At 60.8% G+C, this 16,942-nt stretch carries 22 protein-coding genes and 1 tRNA gene; 7 read left to right on the top strand and 16 right to left on the bottom strand.

What is annotated here, in order from left to right; genetic code table 11:
• Positions 1-870 (top strand): hypothetical protein (locus AB4Z51_RS40470; protein WP_441499360.1); only part of this gene is annotated, 870 nt, incomplete at its 5' end.
• A 281-nt stretch (positions 871-1,151) separates the two neighbouring features.
• Here the strand turns inward: AB4Z51_RS40470 and AB4Z51_RS40465 are convergent.
• Positions 1,152-1,340 (bottom strand): hypothetical protein, encoded by a 189-nt coding sequence (locus AB4Z51_RS40465; RefSeq protein WP_441499359.1) that lies wholly within the window; start codon positions 1,338-1,340, stop codon positions 1,152-1,154.
• A 431-nt stretch (positions 1,341-1,771) separates the two neighbouring features.
• Here AB4Z51_RS40465 and AB4Z51_RS40460 point away from each other — a divergent pair, with 431 nt between their 5' ends.
• Positions 1,772-2,041 (top strand): hypothetical protein, encoded by a 270-nt coding sequence (locus tag AB4Z51_RS40460; protein ID WP_135216483.1) that lies wholly within the window; start codon positions 1,772-1,774, stop codon positions 2,039-2,041.
• Between the two features lie 1,422 nt (positions 2,042-3,463).
• Here the strand turns inward: AB4Z51_RS40460 and AB4Z51_RS40455 are convergent.
• The 3 genes from AB4Z51_RS40455 to AB4Z51_RS40445 form a co-directional block, all read right to left on the bottom strand.
• Positions 3,464-4,129 carry a hypothetical protein gene (locus AB4Z51_RS40455; RefSeq protein WP_135216485.1) on the bottom strand — a complete coding sequence of 222 codons (666 nt, stop codon included), beginning with the start codon at positions 4,127-4,129 and terminating at the stop codon, positions 3,464-3,466.
• A 36-nt stretch (positions 4,130-4,165) separates the two neighbouring features.
• Positions 4,166-4,381 (bottom strand): hypothetical protein, encoded by a 216-nt coding sequence (locus AB4Z51_RS40450; RefSeq protein ID WP_441499358.1) that lies wholly within the window; start codon positions 4,379-4,381, stop codon positions 4,166-4,168.
• A gap of 220 nt (positions 4,382-4,601) precedes the next feature.
• Positions 4,602-4,811: a cold-shock protein gene (locus AB4Z51_RS40445; RefSeq protein WP_135216487.1), complete on the bottom strand. Its 210-nt coding sequence runs from the start codon at positions 4,809-4,811 to the stop codon at positions 4,602-4,604.
• On the opposite strand from AB4Z51_RS40445, the gene AB4Z51_RS40440 reads away from it, so the two are divergent.
• Complete coding sequence (locus AB4Z51_RS40440; protein WP_167768277.1) at positions 4,722-4,928, top strand: hypothetical protein; 207 nt, start codon at positions 4,722-4,724, stop codon at positions 4,926-4,928. The two genes, AB4Z51_RS40445 and AB4Z51_RS40440, sit on opposite strands and share 90 nt — an antisense overlap.
• A gap of 291 nt (positions 4,929-5,219) precedes the next feature.
• On the opposite strand, the gene AB4Z51_RS40435 is transcribed toward AB4Z51_RS40440, so the two are convergent.
• The 8 genes from AB4Z51_RS40435 to AB4Z51_RS40400 all read right to left on the bottom strand — a co-directional run bounded on the left by AB4Z51_RS40435 (position 5,220) and on the right by AB4Z51_RS40400 (position 10,778).
• Positions 5,220-6,221, bottom strand: a complete 1,002-nt coding sequence (locus AB4Z51_RS40435; protein ID WP_441499357.1) for a S49 family peptidase — start codon at positions 6,219-6,221, stop codon at positions 5,220-5,222.
• A 48-nt stretch (positions 6,222-6,269) separates the two neighbouring features.
• The gene (locus tag AB4Z51_RS40430) at positions 6,270-7,070 is read right to left on the bottom strand and encodes a hypothetical protein (RefSeq protein WP_441499356.1); all 801 of its coding nucleotides are present in this window, start codon (positions 7,068-7,070) and stop codon (positions 6,270-6,272) included.
• Positions 7,067-7,510, bottom strand: a complete 444-nt coding sequence (locus AB4Z51_RS40425) for a hypothetical protein (RefSeq protein WP_135216490.1) — start codon at positions 7,508-7,510, stop codon at positions 7,067-7,069. Before AB4Z51_RS40425 ends, AB4Z51_RS40430 begins: the two co-directional genes overlap by 4 nt.
• Before the next feature lie 17 nt (positions 7,511-7,527).
• Positions 7,528-8,109, bottom strand: coding sequence for a hypothetical protein (locus AB4Z51_RS40420; RefSeq protein WP_441499355.1), 582 nt, complete (start codon positions 8,107-8,109; stop codon positions 7,528-7,530).
• Between the two features lie 547 nt (positions 8,110-8,656).
• The gene (locus AB4Z51_RS40415) at positions 8,657-9,766 is read right to left on the bottom strand and encodes a hypothetical protein (protein ID WP_441499354.1); all 1,110 of its coding nucleotides are present in this window, start codon (positions 9,764-9,766) and stop codon (positions 8,657-8,659) included.
• Between the two features lie 52 nt (positions 9,767-9,818).
• Positions 9,819-10,079 (bottom strand): hypothetical protein, encoded by a 261-nt coding sequence (locus AB4Z51_RS40410; RefSeq protein ID WP_441499353.1) that lies wholly within the window; start codon positions 10,077-10,079, stop codon positions 9,819-9,821.
• Positions 10,076-10,261 carry a hypothetical protein gene (locus tag AB4Z51_RS40405; RefSeq protein WP_441499352.1) on the bottom strand — a complete coding sequence of 62 codons (186 nt, stop codon included), beginning with the start codon at positions 10,259-10,261 and terminating at the stop codon, positions 10,076-10,078. Before AB4Z51_RS40405 ends, AB4Z51_RS40410 begins: the two co-directional genes overlap by 4 nt.
• A 337-nt stretch (positions 10,262-10,598) precedes the next feature.
• On the bottom strand, positions 10,599-10,778 hold the full coding sequence (locus AB4Z51_RS40400) for a helix-turn-helix domain-containing protein (RefSeq protein ID WP_244623374.1): 180 nt from the start codon (positions 10,776-10,778) through the stop codon (positions 10,599-10,601).
• Positions 10,779-10,881: 103 nt separating this feature from the next.
• Between AB4Z51_RS40400 and AB4Z51_RS40395 the strand changes: the two genes are divergently transcribed.
• From AB4Z51_RS40395 to AB4Z51_RS40380, 4 genes are all read left to right on the top strand, one after another.
• Entirely contained in the window at positions 10,882-11,457 is a 576-nt protein-coding gene (locus AB4Z51_RS40395; RefSeq protein WP_135216497.1) for a hypothetical protein, read from the top strand.
• Positions 11,454-12,284, top strand: coding sequence for a site-specific integrase (locus AB4Z51_RS40390; RefSeq protein ID WP_441499351.1), 831 nt, complete (start codon positions 11,454-11,456; stop codon positions 12,282-12,284). The genes AB4Z51_RS40395 and AB4Z51_RS40390 overlap by 4 nt, the downstream gene beginning before the upstream one ends.
• Complete coding sequence (locus AB4Z51_RS40385) at positions 12,250-12,618, top strand: tyrosine-type recombinase/integrase (protein WP_135216529.1); 369 nt, start codon at positions 12,250-12,252, stop codon at positions 12,616-12,618. Before AB4Z51_RS40390 ends, AB4Z51_RS40385 begins: the two co-directional genes overlap by 35 nt.
• Before the next feature lie 62 nt (positions 12,619-12,680).
• Positions 12,681-12,755, top strand: a tRNA-Thr gene (locus AB4Z51_RS40380).
• A gap of 245 nt (positions 12,756-13,000) precedes the next feature.
• Here the strand turns inward: AB4Z51_RS40380 and AB4Z51_RS40375 are convergent.
• The 4 genes from AB4Z51_RS40375 to AB4Z51_RS40360 all read right to left on the bottom strand — a co-directional run.
• On the bottom strand, positions 13,001-13,636 hold the full coding sequence (locus AB4Z51_RS40375) for a TerC family protein (protein ID WP_135216499.1): 636 nt from the start codon (positions 13,634-13,636) through the stop codon (positions 13,001-13,003).
• An 848-nt stretch (positions 13,637-14,484) separates the two neighbouring features.
• Positions 14,485-14,883: a hypothetical protein gene (locus tag AB4Z51_RS40370; RefSeq protein ID WP_135216501.1), complete on the bottom strand. Its 399-nt coding sequence runs from the start codon at positions 14,881-14,883 to the stop codon at positions 14,485-14,487.
• Positions 14,884-15,021: 138 nt separating this feature from the next.
• Positions 15,022-15,435 (bottom strand): GFA family protein, encoded by a 414-nt coding sequence (locus tag AB4Z51_RS40365; RefSeq protein WP_441499361.1) that lies wholly within the window; start codon positions 15,433-15,435, stop codon positions 15,022-15,024.
• A 20-nt stretch (positions 15,436-15,455) separates the two neighbouring features.
• Positions 15,456-16,942, bottom strand: a 1,487-nt coding sequence (locus AB4Z51_RS40360) for an outer membrane protein assembly factor BamB family protein (protein ID WP_441499350.1), incomplete at its 5' end; no start/stop codon positions are given.

Genomic DNA, 16,942 nt, shown 5'->3' with positions numbered 1-16,942 from the left:
ATAGTACTTGTTGTAAGCTTCGGTTTTGTTGGTGCGCCATTGGCGAACCCGCTGGACTCTCCCAGCACCGTCTACATCGATGGGTTGCCGTGCAACCTTCCTTGCCAGTCATACATGGCGTGGAGTCGGCGGACGCTTCAGGGAAACCGGGTTGCCGCCACGAGAGCTGCCAGCACATCTGGTGCCAAGGCTTCGAGGCAAGTCCCCCACATACGCATTTCTAAGCGTGCTGAGCAAACATCCGCCGATGTCCTGCCTCCGAAGAAGAAGACCGGCAATGTTCAGGCCGCACTTTCGGCGAAGCCTGATGAGCCGCCGCCTACGCCGAGGCCAGCCCCCGGCACTGCCCCCCTCAATTCGGAGATCCCTGAGGCTCCGATCCCGATCACGACTGAACCAAAGGAACCGCCTGTTTTAGAGATCGAGAAGGCGGCGGCTTTGGAGAGCACAGGCTCACAAAGAGAAAAATCACCTCAGGAATTGGTCATGGCAGCGCTGGCGGTCGCGGTGCAAATGACGAATGCCGGTACACCGGAGGCGCCGAATGAGACCAAGGGTGGTGACGCTTCCTCGCCGCTGGTCGCTCTCCTGCTTTCCCGTCCGGACGTAAGATCAGCCTCCGCGCTCAACGGCCTGAATGTCGCTATCGATATGGCGCAGTCAGCGGTCGAAGAGGACATCCTTATCGCATTGGCGGCCGTGGGTGCTACAGATGTCCAGCTTTCAGTAAGCGACGCCAGTCCGCTCGATCGACTCATCAACGGAGATGTACAAGCCGCAGTAGTGAAACTGGTTTCCTCGGACGCGGCCGAGGCGTTCCCCGATATTAAGGGCTTCAAGGTTCTCCGTATTGCCTTCGCGGCTCGTTAGTGGAAGCGCCGACGTTCCAACTGCGACGTTGGCCGAATGCGCCTTACGCCGCACCGGAACAGTTGAGTCCTGAAGTACGGGAATTGTTCGAAAGGCTTAGGCGGAAGCATTGAGTGTAGGCCGCAACGCTCCGGTACACCCGCCGGTTCACGCCGGCGGGTCCCATACGATTGGTCCAGAGTACTAGCAGACCCTCACTGTTACATAGCTATATCCATTCCATTGCTGCTGGTAACAAGATGAACCGTACGCAGCCGCGGCTCCCAGCGCAGCGCCTGTTGCTACACCAGCGGCGGCAGCCCCCCAATCTGGACCGCGATAGCCGCCACGGTAATAGCGACCGCCACCAGCCCAGCGTGCCCCTCCACCGTGCCAGTGCGCACCACCACCGTGGTAGCGTGCGCCGCCTCCATGGAAATGCGCACCACCACCATGGAAGTGAGCGCCGCCTCCGCGCCCACCACGGGCATCAGCCACGCCAGGAATAGCAGTTGCTGTGGCAGCGACGAAGCTGATCACTAAGAGAACCTTGGTCGGTCGCATTACACTCTCCTTACGATTACGACGAGAGGTAAAACACCGCGACGCTCGTTCGTTCCCTTGCGATCTACTACTTGGTTCGCGCTGGCGGGGCTTCTTGCCGTCCTCACCTGCAGCGTACGCGGCCCCAACGGTCTCTCCAGCACGTTAGGCAGCGCATGCGACCCCAGCGATCCCGCCAGCAACGACGCCATGAGGCTTGCACTACATCGCCGAGGTCCGCCGTAACCGCGAGAAGCTTGTGACCGCAATCGACGACTACGTCGGAGAGATGACCGGCGATCGAACTGCGCTGCACGCCAAAAATCATAAGTGCGGATGAAGTAGCCCACCCTTGCGAAGAATCGGGTAGTCGATCTGCATGAAGCTCACTGTCGAACGTGCCTTTGCCGACTCGGAAGTCGCCGCGCGAAAGCTGGTCGAACTCGCAGCCAACATCGAGGCTGTCCAGGACGGCCGCATCTACATCGAGAGGATCAACGCGCCGTTCATGTTCGAGCTGAAGGGCAGCGGCACCGAGTTCGGCGCCGGGCTCAGATATGCTGTCGCACAAGGCTGGCTAGAGCTGCACGAGAGCGGGACATATGTGCGGCTTAAGTCGACGGGCGAAGATCTGCTGGCGAAAGACTAGGAACCGCGAGTCCCCGTAGCACTACGGGCCGAATCTTCCAGTGCGGACTTTACGGGTTGGGTGTAATAACACCGGATGGTGCAGACATCGGAAGAGCGCTGGGAACTAGAGTTCGCTCTGATCGCGAAGACGGAGCAGTGCCGAAGGCTGGCACGCCAAGTCAACGACCCGATCATCGCACAGCGCCTGCTTGCTCTCGCAGACGAATATATCCGGCAAATCAAAAGTAGCCAGAACGAGTAAGGCCGCCTCATCTGGCGACCATTCTGGTCGGCTTTCCCCATCTGCGAGACGTGGAACTCGGCGAAGGGTTAAGCCCTGACACTGACGCCTTGGCTGGGAGCTCCATTGGGGGCCACCGTAAGCTGGCGCGACCGTACGCCGGCCTTACCGCAGGCGCCGACGCTCCAGCGCGTTAGCGACCTCGAATATAGCGATGATAGCCGCGATCAAGACGAGGCCCACCATCATCGTGACCAGAATTTGTGCGGGAACTCTGCTTGTGCTGCGCGCCAAATCAGATCGTCTGATGCTCCGGCTCGGTAAGCATTAAAGACAAGCTCTTGACCGTCCTCTTCATCGCTTCACATCCTGCTCAGATGYGCCCGGCTGATTTGATGCCGTTCATGAGCGCTGTCAGGGCCGCTTCAGCGGTCTCTCCTTCGCCCTTAAAATCTCCACCCCATTCCCCGATATGCACGGCAGGATGGCCGCCTGCGATAGCTCGCCAGCTTTCCTGGTCGTAGGTCAGGCATACCTCCCGGACCGTTCGACGGCCTCTCCGGGTCGTTTCAGGGAGCGCGGTCGCGATAGCTTCCATCAGTCTATCGATGCTCATTTCTCACCTCCGAGCATACCATTCGGGTGCGTCGGCCTCTGGCCGGTGGCGCCGCAGTACCAGCAGGCCATTATTCCGACGCGGCCATGTCCTTGGCAATGAGCGCATTGCTCGCGAACTGGGAAGAATGCTTCCACCAATATACAGTCTCAGCGCTGAACGTTTCGTCGAAGCCCTTCACGGGCTCGCCCAAAGGCTCGTCAGGGAATAATCGTTTCATCTGTCAGTCTCTCATCTTTCACAGAAGGGGGCACGCGCCGTGCGTCGTATGGGAGAGTTGTTGAAGCAGTTTGATGCACGGCCGATAATGCGTTGAAACAAAAGGAGGATGTCCTCCCTTTGATTTCGCAGAAGGAGGCCGCAGAAGGCGCCGGTATCTCCGAGCACCAGCGCAACCAAGCCGTCCGCGTAGCCAACCTCCCAGCGGAAAAATTCGAAGCCGCTGAAGCAGTTCGACCGGAGAGGCGGAGACCAGACCGAAAAGGGGGGCGCCCCTCTTTTTGYTCCGGAGCCAACGCGGCGAGAAGCCGCGGTGTATCCGTTCCCGGACACCGCCCCATCACAACTGACGGGAGATAACCACCTCACGAACGAGCGGCGGCTATTTCCTTCGCCCTCACGGGCTCGCCGGCGACAATGCGGCGTTCGAAGTCTCGGCGGTGCGCTGGCGATAGACATGTGGCCGACAACTCCGCCAACGTCTGCCATGCGACGTTGCTGCGATATATCTCAGGCCTGGTTCCATACATCCGCGCCACCCGCATCATCTCGCACGCCGCCACTGTGTCGACGTCAAATTGCTTGTTGCGCAGTCGGCCAAATGCCCGGTTGTTTGGCGTCTGATCCCGCAGCGCTGCTATCTGCCGGCCGATCTCGATGTTTCGCGCGTTCGCAGCACCACGCACCGCCGCAGCCGCCGCTTTGTCTGCCGCGGCCGCCGCCTTCTCCGCGGCGAGCCGTTCTGCCTTGCTTCGCTTCACAGGCTCAGGCTCGGGCTTGATCAAGATGCGCCGGAGCTTGTTCCGCAGAATAATGGAGAGCGCCATCGGGGCATCGGTCGCGCTGAAGTATTCGAGCTCCCGCATCATCGACATGATGCGCAGTAGTGGAATTGAATCGAAGGCCTCGACAAGCTTGAGGCCGTGATCCTCGAACTCCCGAACGACGCCAGCAACGGCCCGAACGATCGGTTCGCATAGCGCAGCCTCGTTACCCTCCGATTCCAGAATGCATCGAAGCACTATCGTCACATGCTCCCGCCCGGGCCGCGCCCCAGGGATGCCGAGCTACAACCAACGAGCACTCCGGTGAACAATCCTTTGAAGTTCGAAACGCGTCGGCTCGTCTATCTCGCCAACTTCGAAGGCGTCCAGAATCTCGCGCACTTCCTTCGCGGCGGCGCCGTCATTCACCCAAGGCTGCGGCGGAGCCACGTAGTTCGCCCGCGGCGGGATGTCCTCCTCGTCGTCGTCCACCCGGGAAGGACGCGGTCGCTTTGCCATGGTACACCCTCTCAGTGCGTTTTGATGCGGCGGCCACCACCCTACCTGACCGTGTCAGCAGGGCTCTGGAAACCCTATAGAATAAGGCCCGCCGCCGCGGTCGGCGACGGCGGGTCCGCTGTCGGCAACCGGGGGCTTCCCCAAGAAGGCGGCGCGTACATCCGGCGCTACCTTCTTGGGTGCAATGACGGAGCGAAATCTCGCTCCACCAAATCAAACTTCACGCAATCTCCAAACGCAACTTGACGGCCCGCGTTCGACCATCGGGCAGCTCGGCCCGCTCGAATGAAAGTCTCAGGCCGATCGCCGGCTTGATCTCAGAGCGTTGGAAGGCGGTTGCATGAACGAATTCATCACCGGTGCCGTCGTCGCACTTGATGAATCCAAAGCCGCGAGTTTCATCGTAAAATCGCAATTTCCCGCCGTTCATTATCGCACCCCTCCTATTCGGTGTGCGGCGTCAGCGGCGATACGGCGCGAGCGGCGCGAGCTCGGTCGCATGACGCTCGCCGGCGGTGTAGAAGTCGACCTTGCGGTATTGTCCTGACGGCCGGGACCAGGACGGTGCCGCGGCCGTCGCCGCGGTCGGCGACGGCGTGCTGGTTGCCGATCAGCACGCCGGTTTCAGCGAGACACCACAGCCGGACTACCTCCTCGGAAACGACCTCACGCTTGACGGCGTCCAGGTTGATTGGGGCGGCGGATTTTCTAGCGGGCATTTTGCGGTCCTAGGATTGTGTTTCGTGAATGTGGCGCCGCGGGACCGAGGAAATCGCGCGGCGCCGGACGCCGGCAGCTTCGAAAGCGTGCCCACCGGCGGCGACCGTTTTCGGTTTGGTTACACGAATCCGCGACCTGCCAACGCTGCGGCCATCCCGGCGCGTACGCCGGCGGCATGAACGTCTTGAATCCGTTGATCCACGGCCTCGGCCTTGCCGTACAGCAGTTCGGTGCGATCGTATTTGTCTAGTTTCTTTTTCGCTTCCGGATGTAGACCCGCCATTTCGGAGATCACGCTTTCAATCGTCCCGACGGAGTCGACCAGGCCGACGGCCACGGCTTCGGCGCCGATATAGGTCCGAGCTTCGGTGGCTCTGATCGCTTTTTCGGTCAGCGAAGGCCGGTGCGCCGCGACGCTACTGACGAATAGAGTCATGTAACGATCAATCTCGCGCTGGATGTCTGCGCGGACGTCGTCGGCCAAAGGCTCGTACGGATTTCCGTCAGCCTTGTGGGCGCCAGCGTGGATCAGCGTCGGAGTGATCCCGTGAGCATCAAGGTTGCGTGAATAGTCGACGTGTAACGCAATGACGCCGATGGAGCCAACGATAGCCGAGGGTGCCGCCACTATTCGGCTCGCTGCCGCGGCTAAGGCGTAAGCGGCACTGCAGGCCATTTGGTTGCAAACTGCCACAACCGGGCGGCGTTTGGCGACCGAGGAAATTACATCAGCGCACTCAAACGCTCCAGCAGCAGCGCCTCCAGGCGAGTCGATATCCAAAATAACGCTGGTAACCTCTTCATCCCGATCCGCCGCCAAGACGGCGCGTTTCACACGATCGTACGAAACCAGGCCGCTTTCGGCTTCGAGGAAAATGGCACGCGAAACAAGTGATCCGACAACGGAGATGATCGCCACGCCAAGCCCCAGCTTCGCATAGCCGATTGATGCATTAGTCGCCGGCCGCGCGGCGGACACCGACCAATCAGGTGTCGCAAGGGCGCCGACATCTACACCGATCCTCGGGCCGAGGACGGCCGCGATCGTCGCTGCTTTCTTCGGCAAGATCGCAAGCGGCGTGTTCAACACGAGTGCGGCGAGATGTGGAAGATAATCCAACGCTTCGGTCCTCTTCTATGCAGTGCGCGGCGAATCCTGCGCGACCATTCACGCGGCCTCGTTGTTGACCGGCTTGGCGGGGGCGCCGTGGGCGGGGACCAACTCGACCAGCTCACGGCGCGGCGTTGGTTCGACGGCATGACCGCGATCGAACAACAAACCGGGGCCATCGAAACGCGGGAGACGCAGCACCGATCCGAGCGACTCGGCCCATTCACGGTCGCCCTGCTCCAGATAGGTGATCTGCCGAAACCTTCGGCGGACAACTGGGACATTGCGCATGGGGGACCGGATGAGCCCGCGCTCATATGAGTGTTCGACCACGTCGTCCGGATCGCCAACAATCTCGCCGCTCTGCTCGAAAGTCCACAAATCGACGACGGTCTCTTTGATGTCTTCCCGCGGCGCCGGATCGCGATGGCGCGCGATATGGTCTGCATGAAGTAGCCGCCGTTCATCGGGAAGTTCACGGTTGAGCTGCTCGACCGCCTCTGCGTCGGCCCGGGCTTCCTCGGCGAGCTGAACCAGTGTTGCGGCCGCAGCACCGCCCTCCTCGGATATTCGGCGCGCCAAGGCGGCGCTTTGCTTCTCCAGTTCAGCCCTGCGAGATGCCAGGTCGGCGCTAGCGGCATCGGCGGCCTCTTGTTCGAGCTCGCCTGCCAGCTTGTCGACGAGCAACCCGAGGCGTTCACGTTCGAGTTCAGCTTCCTCGTGGGCAAGGCGCCATTTCGAAAAAGCTGCGGAACTCTTGAGGGCATCGGCCTTCTCCGCATCCAGAGCGATCAGCGCCTGGTCTCCCGCCGCCAAGTCGGCGCGCGCTTGCGTGAGTTGCTTCGCGATCTTTGTCACTTTTGATCCTCGTCTATCGAACTGGTCTCGGCATAACTAAACAACGGCTGCGCATCTGACGCTACCGACAACGCGGACTTGGCGGACACCGCGAACGTCGCTTCACCGCGCTCTACGCGAGCCGCGAATTCGTCGAACAAGTCGGCGTCGACATGCCAGGCGCCGTCCGTAAGCCGTTTTGCCCACTCCAGATGGTTCGAGCAGATTCGACGCACCGTATGCGGCTCGAAGCCGAACCTCCTGAATGCTCTCGCAGCTAGTTCCCAGCGAGGACGACGCTCCGCAACGAGTTGCTTTCTCGCAGCGTCCGGCTGCGAAATCACCGGTACGGCCGGCGCGCGTGCTTGTTGCAGTTTGAGCAAGGCTTCGAGCGAAGCTTTATGGAAATCTACCTGCGCTGCGATCTCGGCGTCGCTCATCGTGCTCGTGGTGTCGGTCATGTCGGGGTTGCTCTTGCTCACCGGCGACGGGTGGACGCTTTAGCGCGTCCGCGCTTCTTTTTCGGCCTCGGTCGCTTCTTTGCGATCCTCTCCTCCGGCGGAACCATCTCGATCAGTTCGCCATCGTCGGTCCTGAGGTGCGTCTTCCCCATCAATTTCATCGCGTGCGCAAGTAGCGCGCTCAACGCCTGACCCTCCTCGCGATCCCAAATGTTCCAAAACATCTTTCGCTCAGCATCGGATTTCGATTTGCAGGCCGTGAGAAAGCTCATCAGCACCGTGCTCCGCTGGATCGCGATGCTCGCCGCTTTAACGTCTTCTAGTCCGGCATCATCCTCGAACGCCCGTTTGTCTAATTCCCCGGCAATCCGCGCTATGTCCTCGGCCTCGTCAAAGCATAGGTCCCACTCACGCTCCGAGCCGCTGCTGAACAATCGATAGCGCTGGCGCGAGAGCTCCAAATCGTGCCCCTCAGGGCGTGCTGGCGGCAGAACCCGCTCATCGACGAGTTGACGAACCCGGCGATCGGTCAGGTTAAGGTCGCGAGCCAGTTCGATCTGGGAAACGAAAACTGGTTCGGAAGATCTCGTTGCTGTCATTGCGATGCTCCTATCGGGTCAAACCGGAACCGGAAACGACGATTTTCGAAATTCCGGCTACGCTGAATCACTGCGGCGTCGCGCGCCGCGATCGATTTTTCCCGCGGAAAGGTACCTTGGAGATTTCCGCGAATTCGCCCCCGACCCGGCTCTGAGGCGGCCGCCGTTGCGCGCGCCGTTCTCCGTGTCGCGAAAGACTGTCCAGCGAGAGAGCGCCTCTGTGCGAGCTTCCTAGAAGTGCGATTGCCGCTGCTACGGCGGGCGCTGGGGGGCCGTTGCTCTGTATGCTGTCTCAAGCACCCGAACGGATCGGGGCGGTGCGCAGCTGGAGGAAGCGGTGCAGAGCGCCGACCAGCGGTACACTGTGTGAGCTGGATCATAGGCGCCCGCGTCATCCTTCGGCAGGATGTCCCCATGACTACTGAAGGCAAACCGAAGCGCGCGCCTGACTGGCTGGTCGTCGACCTCGCGATACTTGTGGTCGGAGCGGCCGCGATCGTCGCGGGGCTCTGGATCGGTCTGTAGTTCCAGCGAATGGCAGGAGCGCTCATACCGCCCTCCATGCGTTCATCGCGTCGTCGATGGCTGCGGTCTTGATGATCCATCGCCGCCAAGCCTCATCCCAATTGCCCGAGTACGCGCCGCTCGCGATGCCCCAGTACGTGAAGGTTTCGTACTCCCCGTTCACCCTCTCGGTGGGGACGCCCATATCGTGCGCTATCTCGCGCTGGCGGTGGGTGGGTCGGAATGTCCGCCGAATTCTGGTGCGCGGAGGCTGGGCCGGTCGCCCAACGCCGCCACGACCTGCTGCGACTGTCTGTCCAATCGGCTCTTCAAAAACGATCGCCGCGTGTATAGGAGCGCCAGCTCCGATCGGTAGCCCAGCCAATGACTGATTTTTGGACGGGATATCGGAGGTTACCCCGATCGAATCTTTGGTTTGTTGACCGACGCGCGCCTGCGCGCGTTCATCAAAATCCTTGTTTGTACGGCTCTCGACGTCACGCTTTAATCCGTCACGCGTCCTAATCTTACTTATGTCGCGTGACGCATTTTTCCGTGACGCACGATGGCGCCTTGCGCGTTCGGCATCCTGCGCCCTCTGCCGTTGCAGCTTTTCTGCGTCCGAAAGCTGAAGGGCCGGCCTACCGCGTTTGCCGGAGGTACTGCGGGCGGCGCGGTATTTGCGAGACCGTTTCGCTGCATCCTCTCGCTTCAGCGCATTCCTGATCTCGTAGTTTGGGTCGTCATTAGCACCGATGAAACGAAACCGGAGATGCCGACTGATGCGCAGTGAGACCTCAAGCACGGCAGCACACTGGTCATTGGACCAACGCTTGTTCGTGCCCTCGGTCTTCCCGACAATCTGACTGAGTTCTCCGTCGGTCAGCCACGGTGCCCATTTTCGGCACCACCGCCGGACGGAACGTTTCGGGTTCGCCGGACCCGCCAGCCAGGCGTGATCGGCGCGCCAGCGCAGGATGCGCATTCCTCGTTCATTCCGGGGAATCACTTTCCAGAAGCGGCGCTCGAACAACTTGCGAGCGTCCGCGAGCCGACTGCGGGCGAGTACAGCCTTGCTATCGCGATCTTCGTATTCATCGCCACCAAAAGTCTTGATGTCAGCGGAGTTTTGTGATTTTGTACTGGTACGCATATTAATCCTTTGACGCCGGTGGGCCCTCCAACCTGCCGGCGTTTTTTGTGGGTTAAGCTGATTTCCCTTGGTTCTTCGGCAGATCCTCTATGCCGACCGCTTCAATGATGTCGGCCTCGTTCCGCAGCTCGGACACCACTTCGGCAATCGTGTATCCTTTGACGACCCGCCGGCGCGCGAACCTGTTGATCGCCCACGCAAGCGCATCGGCGCGCTTATGGTGCTCCAGCAGCGCCACCGCCTCGGCTCGGTTCACGTCTCGAGCGTGTTCAAGATCAATCACAACGGCGGACTGCCGGTGACGGCTGGTCATGCTGGTGCTCCTTCGCTGAACTTGGGGAGATGTCTGCTATGCCGCCGCAACCACGCGGCGCGCGCGAGCTCGTGGGCGGCGACGGCCTCTGCGAATGCCCGCGTCTCGAACGGGCCGGCGGCATCGTCGGCGAGGCCGAGTTGATAGCGGCCGTCGTCGCGCTGATGGACCAGGGCGTTCATGGCCCGGCCCTATCAGCGGCTGCGGCGAGGCACTCGGCTGCCATGCTGACTAGACCGCCGAGCACCGTGCCGCCCTCGACTTCGATCCGCACAGGTAAGGCGGCCAAGACTGCAGAAGCTTTCGGATCGATGGTCCCGGAATACTCACGCGCACAGCGGATCAACGCGTCCCGGGTACGGCAGTAGCTGCGACCCCGCCAATCGTCTCTACGTGGCTTATCTGGCGATCCGCGGCGCTGCAGAACCCATTGGACTGCGTCCGTGCATTGGACGACGCGCCAGTTCGAGTTCAGCATCACAACGATGTGCGGGTAATCGTCGGCGGTTTCGCGCAAGCTCATTTCGTGCCGGCTTCTTCAAGCATCCGGTGAAACGCCGCCTTTGGCACGCGGATTAGCTTGCCGATTCTGATTGTGGGGATGTCGCCCCGCTTTGCGGCTTCGTAACTGCCGTTACGAGTTAAGCCGAGCATGGCTCCGGCCTCGGGGACTTCGTAAACGAGACGGTCATCTGTCACTGCGGCATTCTCCAATGGTGCTGACACAGCACTATATGGTTCACGCTTGGTTCGCAATAGTGCTGCTGGACAACCACTGCTCTTTTTTGGTAACGTTCGCGTCATGGCAAGCCTGAAAGCGTTCCTCCCTGATATGGCAAAATTGTTCGGCACTACGGCGGACGCGCTCTACACGCGCCAGCGAGCTCTTGCGGAGTTAGGCGTGCTGAAAGTCGTTGAAGGGCGCGGCCCCGGTAGCGGAACACCACTGGACGGAAGCGGAGTCGCCGCGATTATCATCGCCTTGCTTGCAGCCGATACCTTGCAAGACACCGACATCAGAGTGCGCGCCTTTTGCCGAGCAACACCGTTTGAGGACATTCCACCGGACTATCGTCCCGGCAAATCCCGTAAGGATTTTGACAGATGTCCATGGACGGGAGAGACAAATTTGCAGTCAGCCTTAGCGGCCGTGCTGATGTCCAGGGAGAAGGCGGAGAGCCTTGGATCTTTTACCGTACACCGACACAACAACACTGCTTCGCTCACTTTCGGCCGGCCCAATGCGTCCTTTGCATCATTATTTGCGTCGTCCGCACCGCAGCCGCGCTCGGCAATTAGGATCAGCGCTGACATTGAGGCCGCTAGCATCAGAAGGCTGGCCGCTTTTCTTCAAATAGAAATGGCAGGCTCGAAATGAAGCGTTCGCACGGCGAAGGTAGCATTCAGAAGCGCGGCGAAAGTTCTTGGCGGCTGCGCTATTACGTCGGCGACATCAGGCACTCCCTCACCTTCCGCGGCACACGTAAGGAAGCGGCAGACAAGCTTCGCGGCCTGCTGACAGATGCAGGCAAGGGTATGCACGTCGCTCCCGACAAGAAGACATTGTCACAGTGGGCCGCTGATTGGATTGCGCTGAAGACGGCAGAGCGCCAGCACAAGACGGTGGCGCGCTATGAGGACCTGCTGAAGAAGCATGTGCTGCCGAAGTTGGGCGAGCGACCGCTGCAGCAGATAAAGCCCATCGAAATCCAGAAGCTATATGCCGAACTAACTGCGCTGGCGCCTCGCACCCGAAATCACGTCGCTACCGTGCTCAAGGCTTGCCTGCAGGCGGCCGTTGATATTGGCAAGCTCCTTCAGGTCAGCCCGGCAGCCGCCATCAAGAAACCCTCGGCCGGCGACTCCGACATTGGCCAAGCGCTCGAACAAGAGAAGATCACGGCATTGGTCGAGGGCTTTCGCGGGTCAACGCTTTTCGATTTTACGTTCTTGATGGCCCTCACCGGCATGCGCCGCGGGGAGGCGCTGGCACTGCGCTGGTCCAACCTCAATCCAACCGCAAAGACACTGCGCATTGAACGCGCGCTAGAATACACAAAGAAGTACGGGCTTCAGTTCAAGGACCCTAAGTCTGAGCGCGGCAAGCGCACGATCGTGCTCGACGACACTCTCGTGGCGCTGCTGCTCAAAATGCGCGCGCTATTAGAGGATAGTCGCTGGTGCACCCGACGGCGTCGAGGTTGACCTTAGCCTCGTCCGCATCCCGGACGACTGGCTTATATTTGCGGCCCCTGACGGCCAGCCGACCGAGCCTCGGCATCCCGACAGCATCACCAAACAATTCACCAACCGCGCGGCCAAGATCCTCGGATTTTCGATCCGCCTCCACGATCTACGGGTATCCCATGGAACCTGGTTGCTAGATCAGGGGACGCCGGTTCACACGGTCGCAAAAAGGCTCGGCCATGACCCTAGCGTTTTGCTCAAGGTCTACGCTAAGAGAACCCAGAAGGGTGACGAGTCGGCAGCCGAGAAGATCGGCCTTCTGACGAAGGGCTTGGCCATTGGGCCAACTTAGGGCCAAGGTTGCTATGACGTTCGATTTGGAATATCCCCAGGCGCTTGATAAATCAGAGTTTTGCCGGCTTAGCTCAGCGGTAGAGCAGCGGTTTTGTAAACCGAAGGTCGGGGGTTCAATCCCCTCAGCCGGCACCAGCGCTTAGCTTGTTTTATTTCGATGTCCCTCAACCGGGCGCGGCGCTTGTACCCTTAGTTGTTTTCATTCCCGGGGCTGGCTTTGCTCTAACCTAATTTTTTTGACCGGCGTCGATAGACTTTGGACAGGGCCGCCCCACAAAGGCGGCCCTTTCTTCGGCGGGCTTCACGCCCCATCTGCAGCCTATGCGTACCGCGTTCGAATTCTGCCTGACGACTTAGGATACCTAGGGTGAAACAGCATCTCATATCGACGCAACGTTGATGACATCCAACGTCCCGCGAAAGACCATGTCACCCGCCACATAAAGGATGACGGCTAGACCGACGTAAGCAATCCATCGATAAGTTTGCAGAAGGCGCGCAATGAAAGAAGCGGCCACGCCCATCATCGCGATGGAAAGCCCCAGGCCGAAAATCAAGATCATCGGATGCTCGCGTGCTGCCCCTGCCACGGCCAGAACGTTGTCGAGAGACATGGAAACGTCGGCCACGACAATCTGCCAACTCGCTTGAGCGAGTGTTTTGCGAGCTTTGCTGCCTGCAATTGCTCCAGCAGTGTCCATCGCACCTGTTGGCTCTGTGGAGGATGTGCGCAACTCTCGCCACATTTTCCAGCATACCCACAACAACAGGATCCCGCCAGCGAGCAAGAGGCCGACGATCTGGAGGATTTGCGTCGCCAACCCGGCGAGTAAGACGCGCAGTATCGTCGCAGCAACAATACCGATCAAAATCGCCTTGCCTCGTTGCGCCTCAGGAAGTCCGGCTGAAGCAAGACCGATGACGATGGCGTTATCGCCAGCAAGCACCAGGTCGATCAGAACGATCTGCAAGAATACGCTAAGGACATCTGTATCGAAATAATCAGGCACGGTCATGTCCCCGCCGCGGGGGAATGGGCAGCTGCAAGCGAGATCGCATACGTCTATCGGATCGGTTGACCGATACCTGCCACCAAGAAACGGGGTCCTAACGCCGCCGGTTATCAGGGGCTAGCGCTATCGCCTAGAACCGCGTCCGAATGTAGTCTGACCGGTTGCTTGAAAAGAAGTGCCACTTGATCTGGTTCGCCAAGAATCGCTGCGGCACAACCCAACATGGTCAATGCCCCGGCAACATCCCATAGCGTTACATTTTCTAATGTCGCATTTCCCGACTTTGCCCAAGCCAAGACCGCAGTGATCATCGCGTCTGAGAAAAATAGAATACTGAGCGCTGGCAAGACGAGCTGGGAATCCAGCAGGAGTATCATCAAGAATGCAGGAGCTGCGACCAGTATGCTCAACACCGCGCATGTGCAAAATGCTTGCCGCCAAGAAGCATTCCTGTTTGTCCGACTTGCACGAGAAAGGATCATTTGATCCTCCTGCGTAGGAGCATTCTAGCGCCACTCACCTGCTGAACTACTCTGGTCTAGCTGATCGTTTTCCGACGTCTCCCCATCAATGTTTTGTCCTATGCCGCTGACTCTCAATGAGCGTAAGAATGCCAGCGGTCACCACGGCAATAACGACGACGGCTGCCAGCGCCTCGAGAGGCCAAGGTCCCGTACCACTTGTTCCAAAGCTCAATCATGTGCTGGCTTCTCGCGAGAGCGCACCCACGATCGAAAAAATCTGCTCTCCAAGAAGAACGAACCGGGCAATCAAAAAAGCAATGCTACTCATCGTCGCGCGGTTTTTCACCGCGCGGCAAGGTGACTTATGTGGCAAGCCTAAGCTGAGCTTCATTGCGGAACCGGAACTAAGAACCTAGCGTTCCCACAGCTCAACATCCGCGCGCGGATAGCCACGAACCACAGCCCCACGAGCGCGAGCACGGCGTCGATGACATAGCTCCGCATGAGTCCCTCCCTATTTACGGAAACTATGCGCGAGCGCGATCGACAGCCGGCGATGGCCCGGCTTCGCGCAAGCTTCTCGGCCGCAGCTTCATTGCCGCCAGCCTCGGCCAGCAGGACCCGCGCGCCTGCACAGAACGCCGGCAGATCCGCGCACTGGAAGCCGGCGCCCATGGCGACGTAACGCGCGCCGCCGAAACAGGCGTATGGATTGGGATCGGCGGCATACGCCGGCGCGGCCGACAATGCGACCCCGAAGGCGGCCGCGAGCGTGAGCCGCCTCAACCGAGCACCACAAACAGCAGTGCGGCAGTGAACGGGAACGCGCACCACATGCCCAGCGCTGTGGTCAAGCTTCGTAGATCGCCTCGAAGGTCGGGGGTTCAACCCCCTCAGCCGGCACCCGCGCTTGAGGCGGAAACCTCAGCTTGCATTTTTCGGCGCAATGCTTTGCTGAAAGTGCTCCGCACCATTGATGTCGACCGAGCCATGTTTCGACTGCTCGAAAACCGATCTTAGCGGAGCCGGGAAATTCGGATCCGCCATCGCGCCGACGGCGACGCCGATCATCCCTGGCAGATTGTCCGCCTTCCAATAGACCGTCGAACCGCAATGAGTGCAAAAGTAGCTGCGGACCTTGCCGCCGCTCGCGGCCTTGCGAACGTATTCGCTTGGGGTCCCCGAGATCGCGACGGCCTCAGCCGCGTAGAAGGCACCGACGCCGAAGGGCGCACCGGTTCGGCGCTGGCAGTCCATGCAGTGACAAGCAACGACCGCGCGGGATGGCCCCGCGAGCGACAATGCAACGGCGCCACAACTGCATCGGGCATCGATCATCGCGCCTCCGAACGTCCCGCTCACTCCGTCCCCACCTCGAACGCCAGCAGCACGTTGCCGGCGACGCCGCTCCATTGGCCGTAGCCGGAATTGGTGTAGAGCATGCCGCCGGCGATGACCGGTCCGGGACCATCGATCGCGCCGCCATGGGCGGGGACGCCGTTGACGGCCTTGTAATCCTGCGCGGTGTCGAACTCCCAGAGCAGCTTGCCGTCGCTGGCATAGGCCCGCAGGAAGCCGCTGACGCCGCCGGAGAACACGACGCCGGGGATCAGGCTGACCGCCGCCGACAGCGCGGGGCTGCATTGGAGACGATCGCCGCAGGCGACCGGAGGCACCTCCATCACGACTGCCCCGCTGGCGAGATCGAGCCCGAACAGGCCGCCGCCTTGCGTGGAGTCGAGACGCCTGGTGCCGTCACGCAGGAAACGCACGTCGGAGTTCGCGACATAGATGCGGTCCTGATCGGCCGCCGAGCCCCATTCGCTGCCGCCAAGCGCACCGCCCTTCCCGATCCGCGTCTGCCACAGGATCTTGCCACCGTCGTCGGGATCGAGCGCGTGCACGACGCCGGATTTCTGTGCGATGGCAAGAACGCGCCTGCCGTCGCGCAGGGTTACCAGAATCGGCGACTGGCCGAAATCGTGGTCGGGTCCGTGATCCTCGGGACAATTGGTCTTGTCCACGCCGTAGCATGCCACGACATAAGCGTCCTTCGGCGTGGCCTGCTGGCTCCAGAGCAGCTTTCCCGTCGCAAGATCGAAGGCGAGAATCGCGTCACTCGTCGCGGATGGCGGATTCGAATAGGAATTGCTGGTCGCGACATAGGTCGCGCCGCGCTTCGCATCGATCGTCGGCGCCGACCAGATCGCGGCACCGGACGGGCCGAACAGCTGCACGCCCCTCGCGTTCTTGTCGGTCGGATGCGGCACTTCCGGGATCGTATAGGCTTGCCAGACCGGCTTGCCGGTCGCGGCCTCCAGCGCCACCACGCTGCCGCGGAAGGTGCAGCATTCGTAAGAGGCTTGCGAGCCGGCGGCTTCCTCGAGCGAGGACACCGGCACGTAGAGCACGCCGGAATGCAGCACCGGTGCGCCGGTGATGCGCGCGGCCGGATGCTCCTCCACCTTCGTCCTCCAGATCAGCGCCCCCGTCAGCGCGTTCACGGCATAGGCGTTGGCGCGCAAATCACCGAAGAAGATCGCGAACTGATCGGAGCCGGGGAGCGGTGCGACCGTGATCGCGGCGCGCACCGCCGCATCGATCGCGAACGTCCACAGCGTGCAGCCGGTTCGCGCATCAAGCGCATGCACCTTGCGGTCGGTGCCGCCGATGAACAGCAGGCCGCCCATGATCGTCGGCGGCGCAAAGGACACTGAGGCGCCGGGAAACGCGTAGGCCCATTTCAGCCGCAGGCGCGGCACCTGCGCCGCGGTCAGGCCCGCCATGTCAGCCGGCTGGAAGCGGCTGTTGTTGAGATCGACGCCCCACCCGTTCCAGCGTSGAC

Origin of the sequence: Bradyrhizobium sp. 2TAF36 (assembly GCF_052114925.1) — a bacterium.
Classification (GTDB): Bacteria; Pseudomonadota; Alphaproteobacteria; order Rhizobiales; family Xanthobacteraceae; genus Bradyrhizobium; species Bradyrhizobium barranii.
This window is presented reverse-complemented; position numbering and strand designations above follow the sequence as displayed.

Coding starts and splice junctions, on each gene's coding strand:
- AB4Z51_RS40445 (WP_135216487.1), bottom strand. CDS start 4,811: ATGAACGGCGGGAAATTGCGATTTTACGATGAAACTCGCGGCTTTGGA.
- AB4Z51_RS40420 (WP_441499355.1), bottom strand. CDS start 8,109: ATGACAGCAACGAGATCTTCCGAACCAGTTTTCGTTTCCCAGATCGAA.
- AB4Z51_RS40410 (WP_441499353.1), bottom strand. CDS start 10,079: ATGACCAGCCGTCACCGGCAGTCCGCCGTTGTGATTGATCTTGAACAC.
- AB4Z51_RS40425 (WP_135216490.1), bottom strand. CDS start 7,510: ATGACCGACACCACGAGCACGATGAGCGACGCCGAGATCGCAGCGCAG.
- AB4Z51_RS40395 (WP_135216497.1), top strand. CDS start 10,882: ATGGCAAGCCTGAAAGCGTTCCTCCCTGATATGGCAAAATTGTTCGGC.
- AB4Z51_RS40465 (WP_441499359.1), bottom strand. CDS start 1,340: ATGCCCGTGGTGGGCGCGGAGGCGGCGCTCACTTCCATGGTGGTGGTG.
- AB4Z51_RS40405 (WP_441499352.1), bottom strand. CDS start 10,261: ATGAACGCCCTGGTCCATCAGCGCGACGACGGCCGCTATCAACTCGGC.
- AB4Z51_RS40365 (WP_441499361.1), bottom strand. CDS start 15,435: ATGATCGATGCCCGATGCAGTTGTGGCGCCGTTGCATTGTCGCTCGCG.
- AB4Z51_RS40450 (WP_441499358.1), bottom strand. CDS start 4,381: ATGGCAAAGCGACCGCGTCCTTCCCGGGTGGACGACGACGAGGAGGAC.
- AB4Z51_RS40460 (WP_135216483.1), top strand. CDS start 1,772: ATGAAGCTCACTGTCGAACGTGCCTTTGCCGACTCGGAAGTCGCCGCG.
- AB4Z51_RS40390 (WP_441499351.1), top strand. CDS start 11,454: ATGAAGCGTTCGCACGGCGAAGGTAGCATTCAGAAGCGCGGCGAAAGT.
- AB4Z51_RS40440 (WP_167768277.1), top strand. CDS start 4,722: ATGAACGAATTCATCACCGGTGCCGTCGTCGCACTTGATGAATCCAAA.
- AB4Z51_RS40375 (WP_135216499.1), bottom strand. CDS start 13,636: ATGACCGTGCCTGATTATTTCGATACAGATGTCCTTAGCGTATTCTTG.
- AB4Z51_RS40415 (WP_441499354.1), bottom strand. CDS start 9,766: ATGCGTACCAGTACAAAATCACAAAACTCCGCTGACATCAAGACTTTT.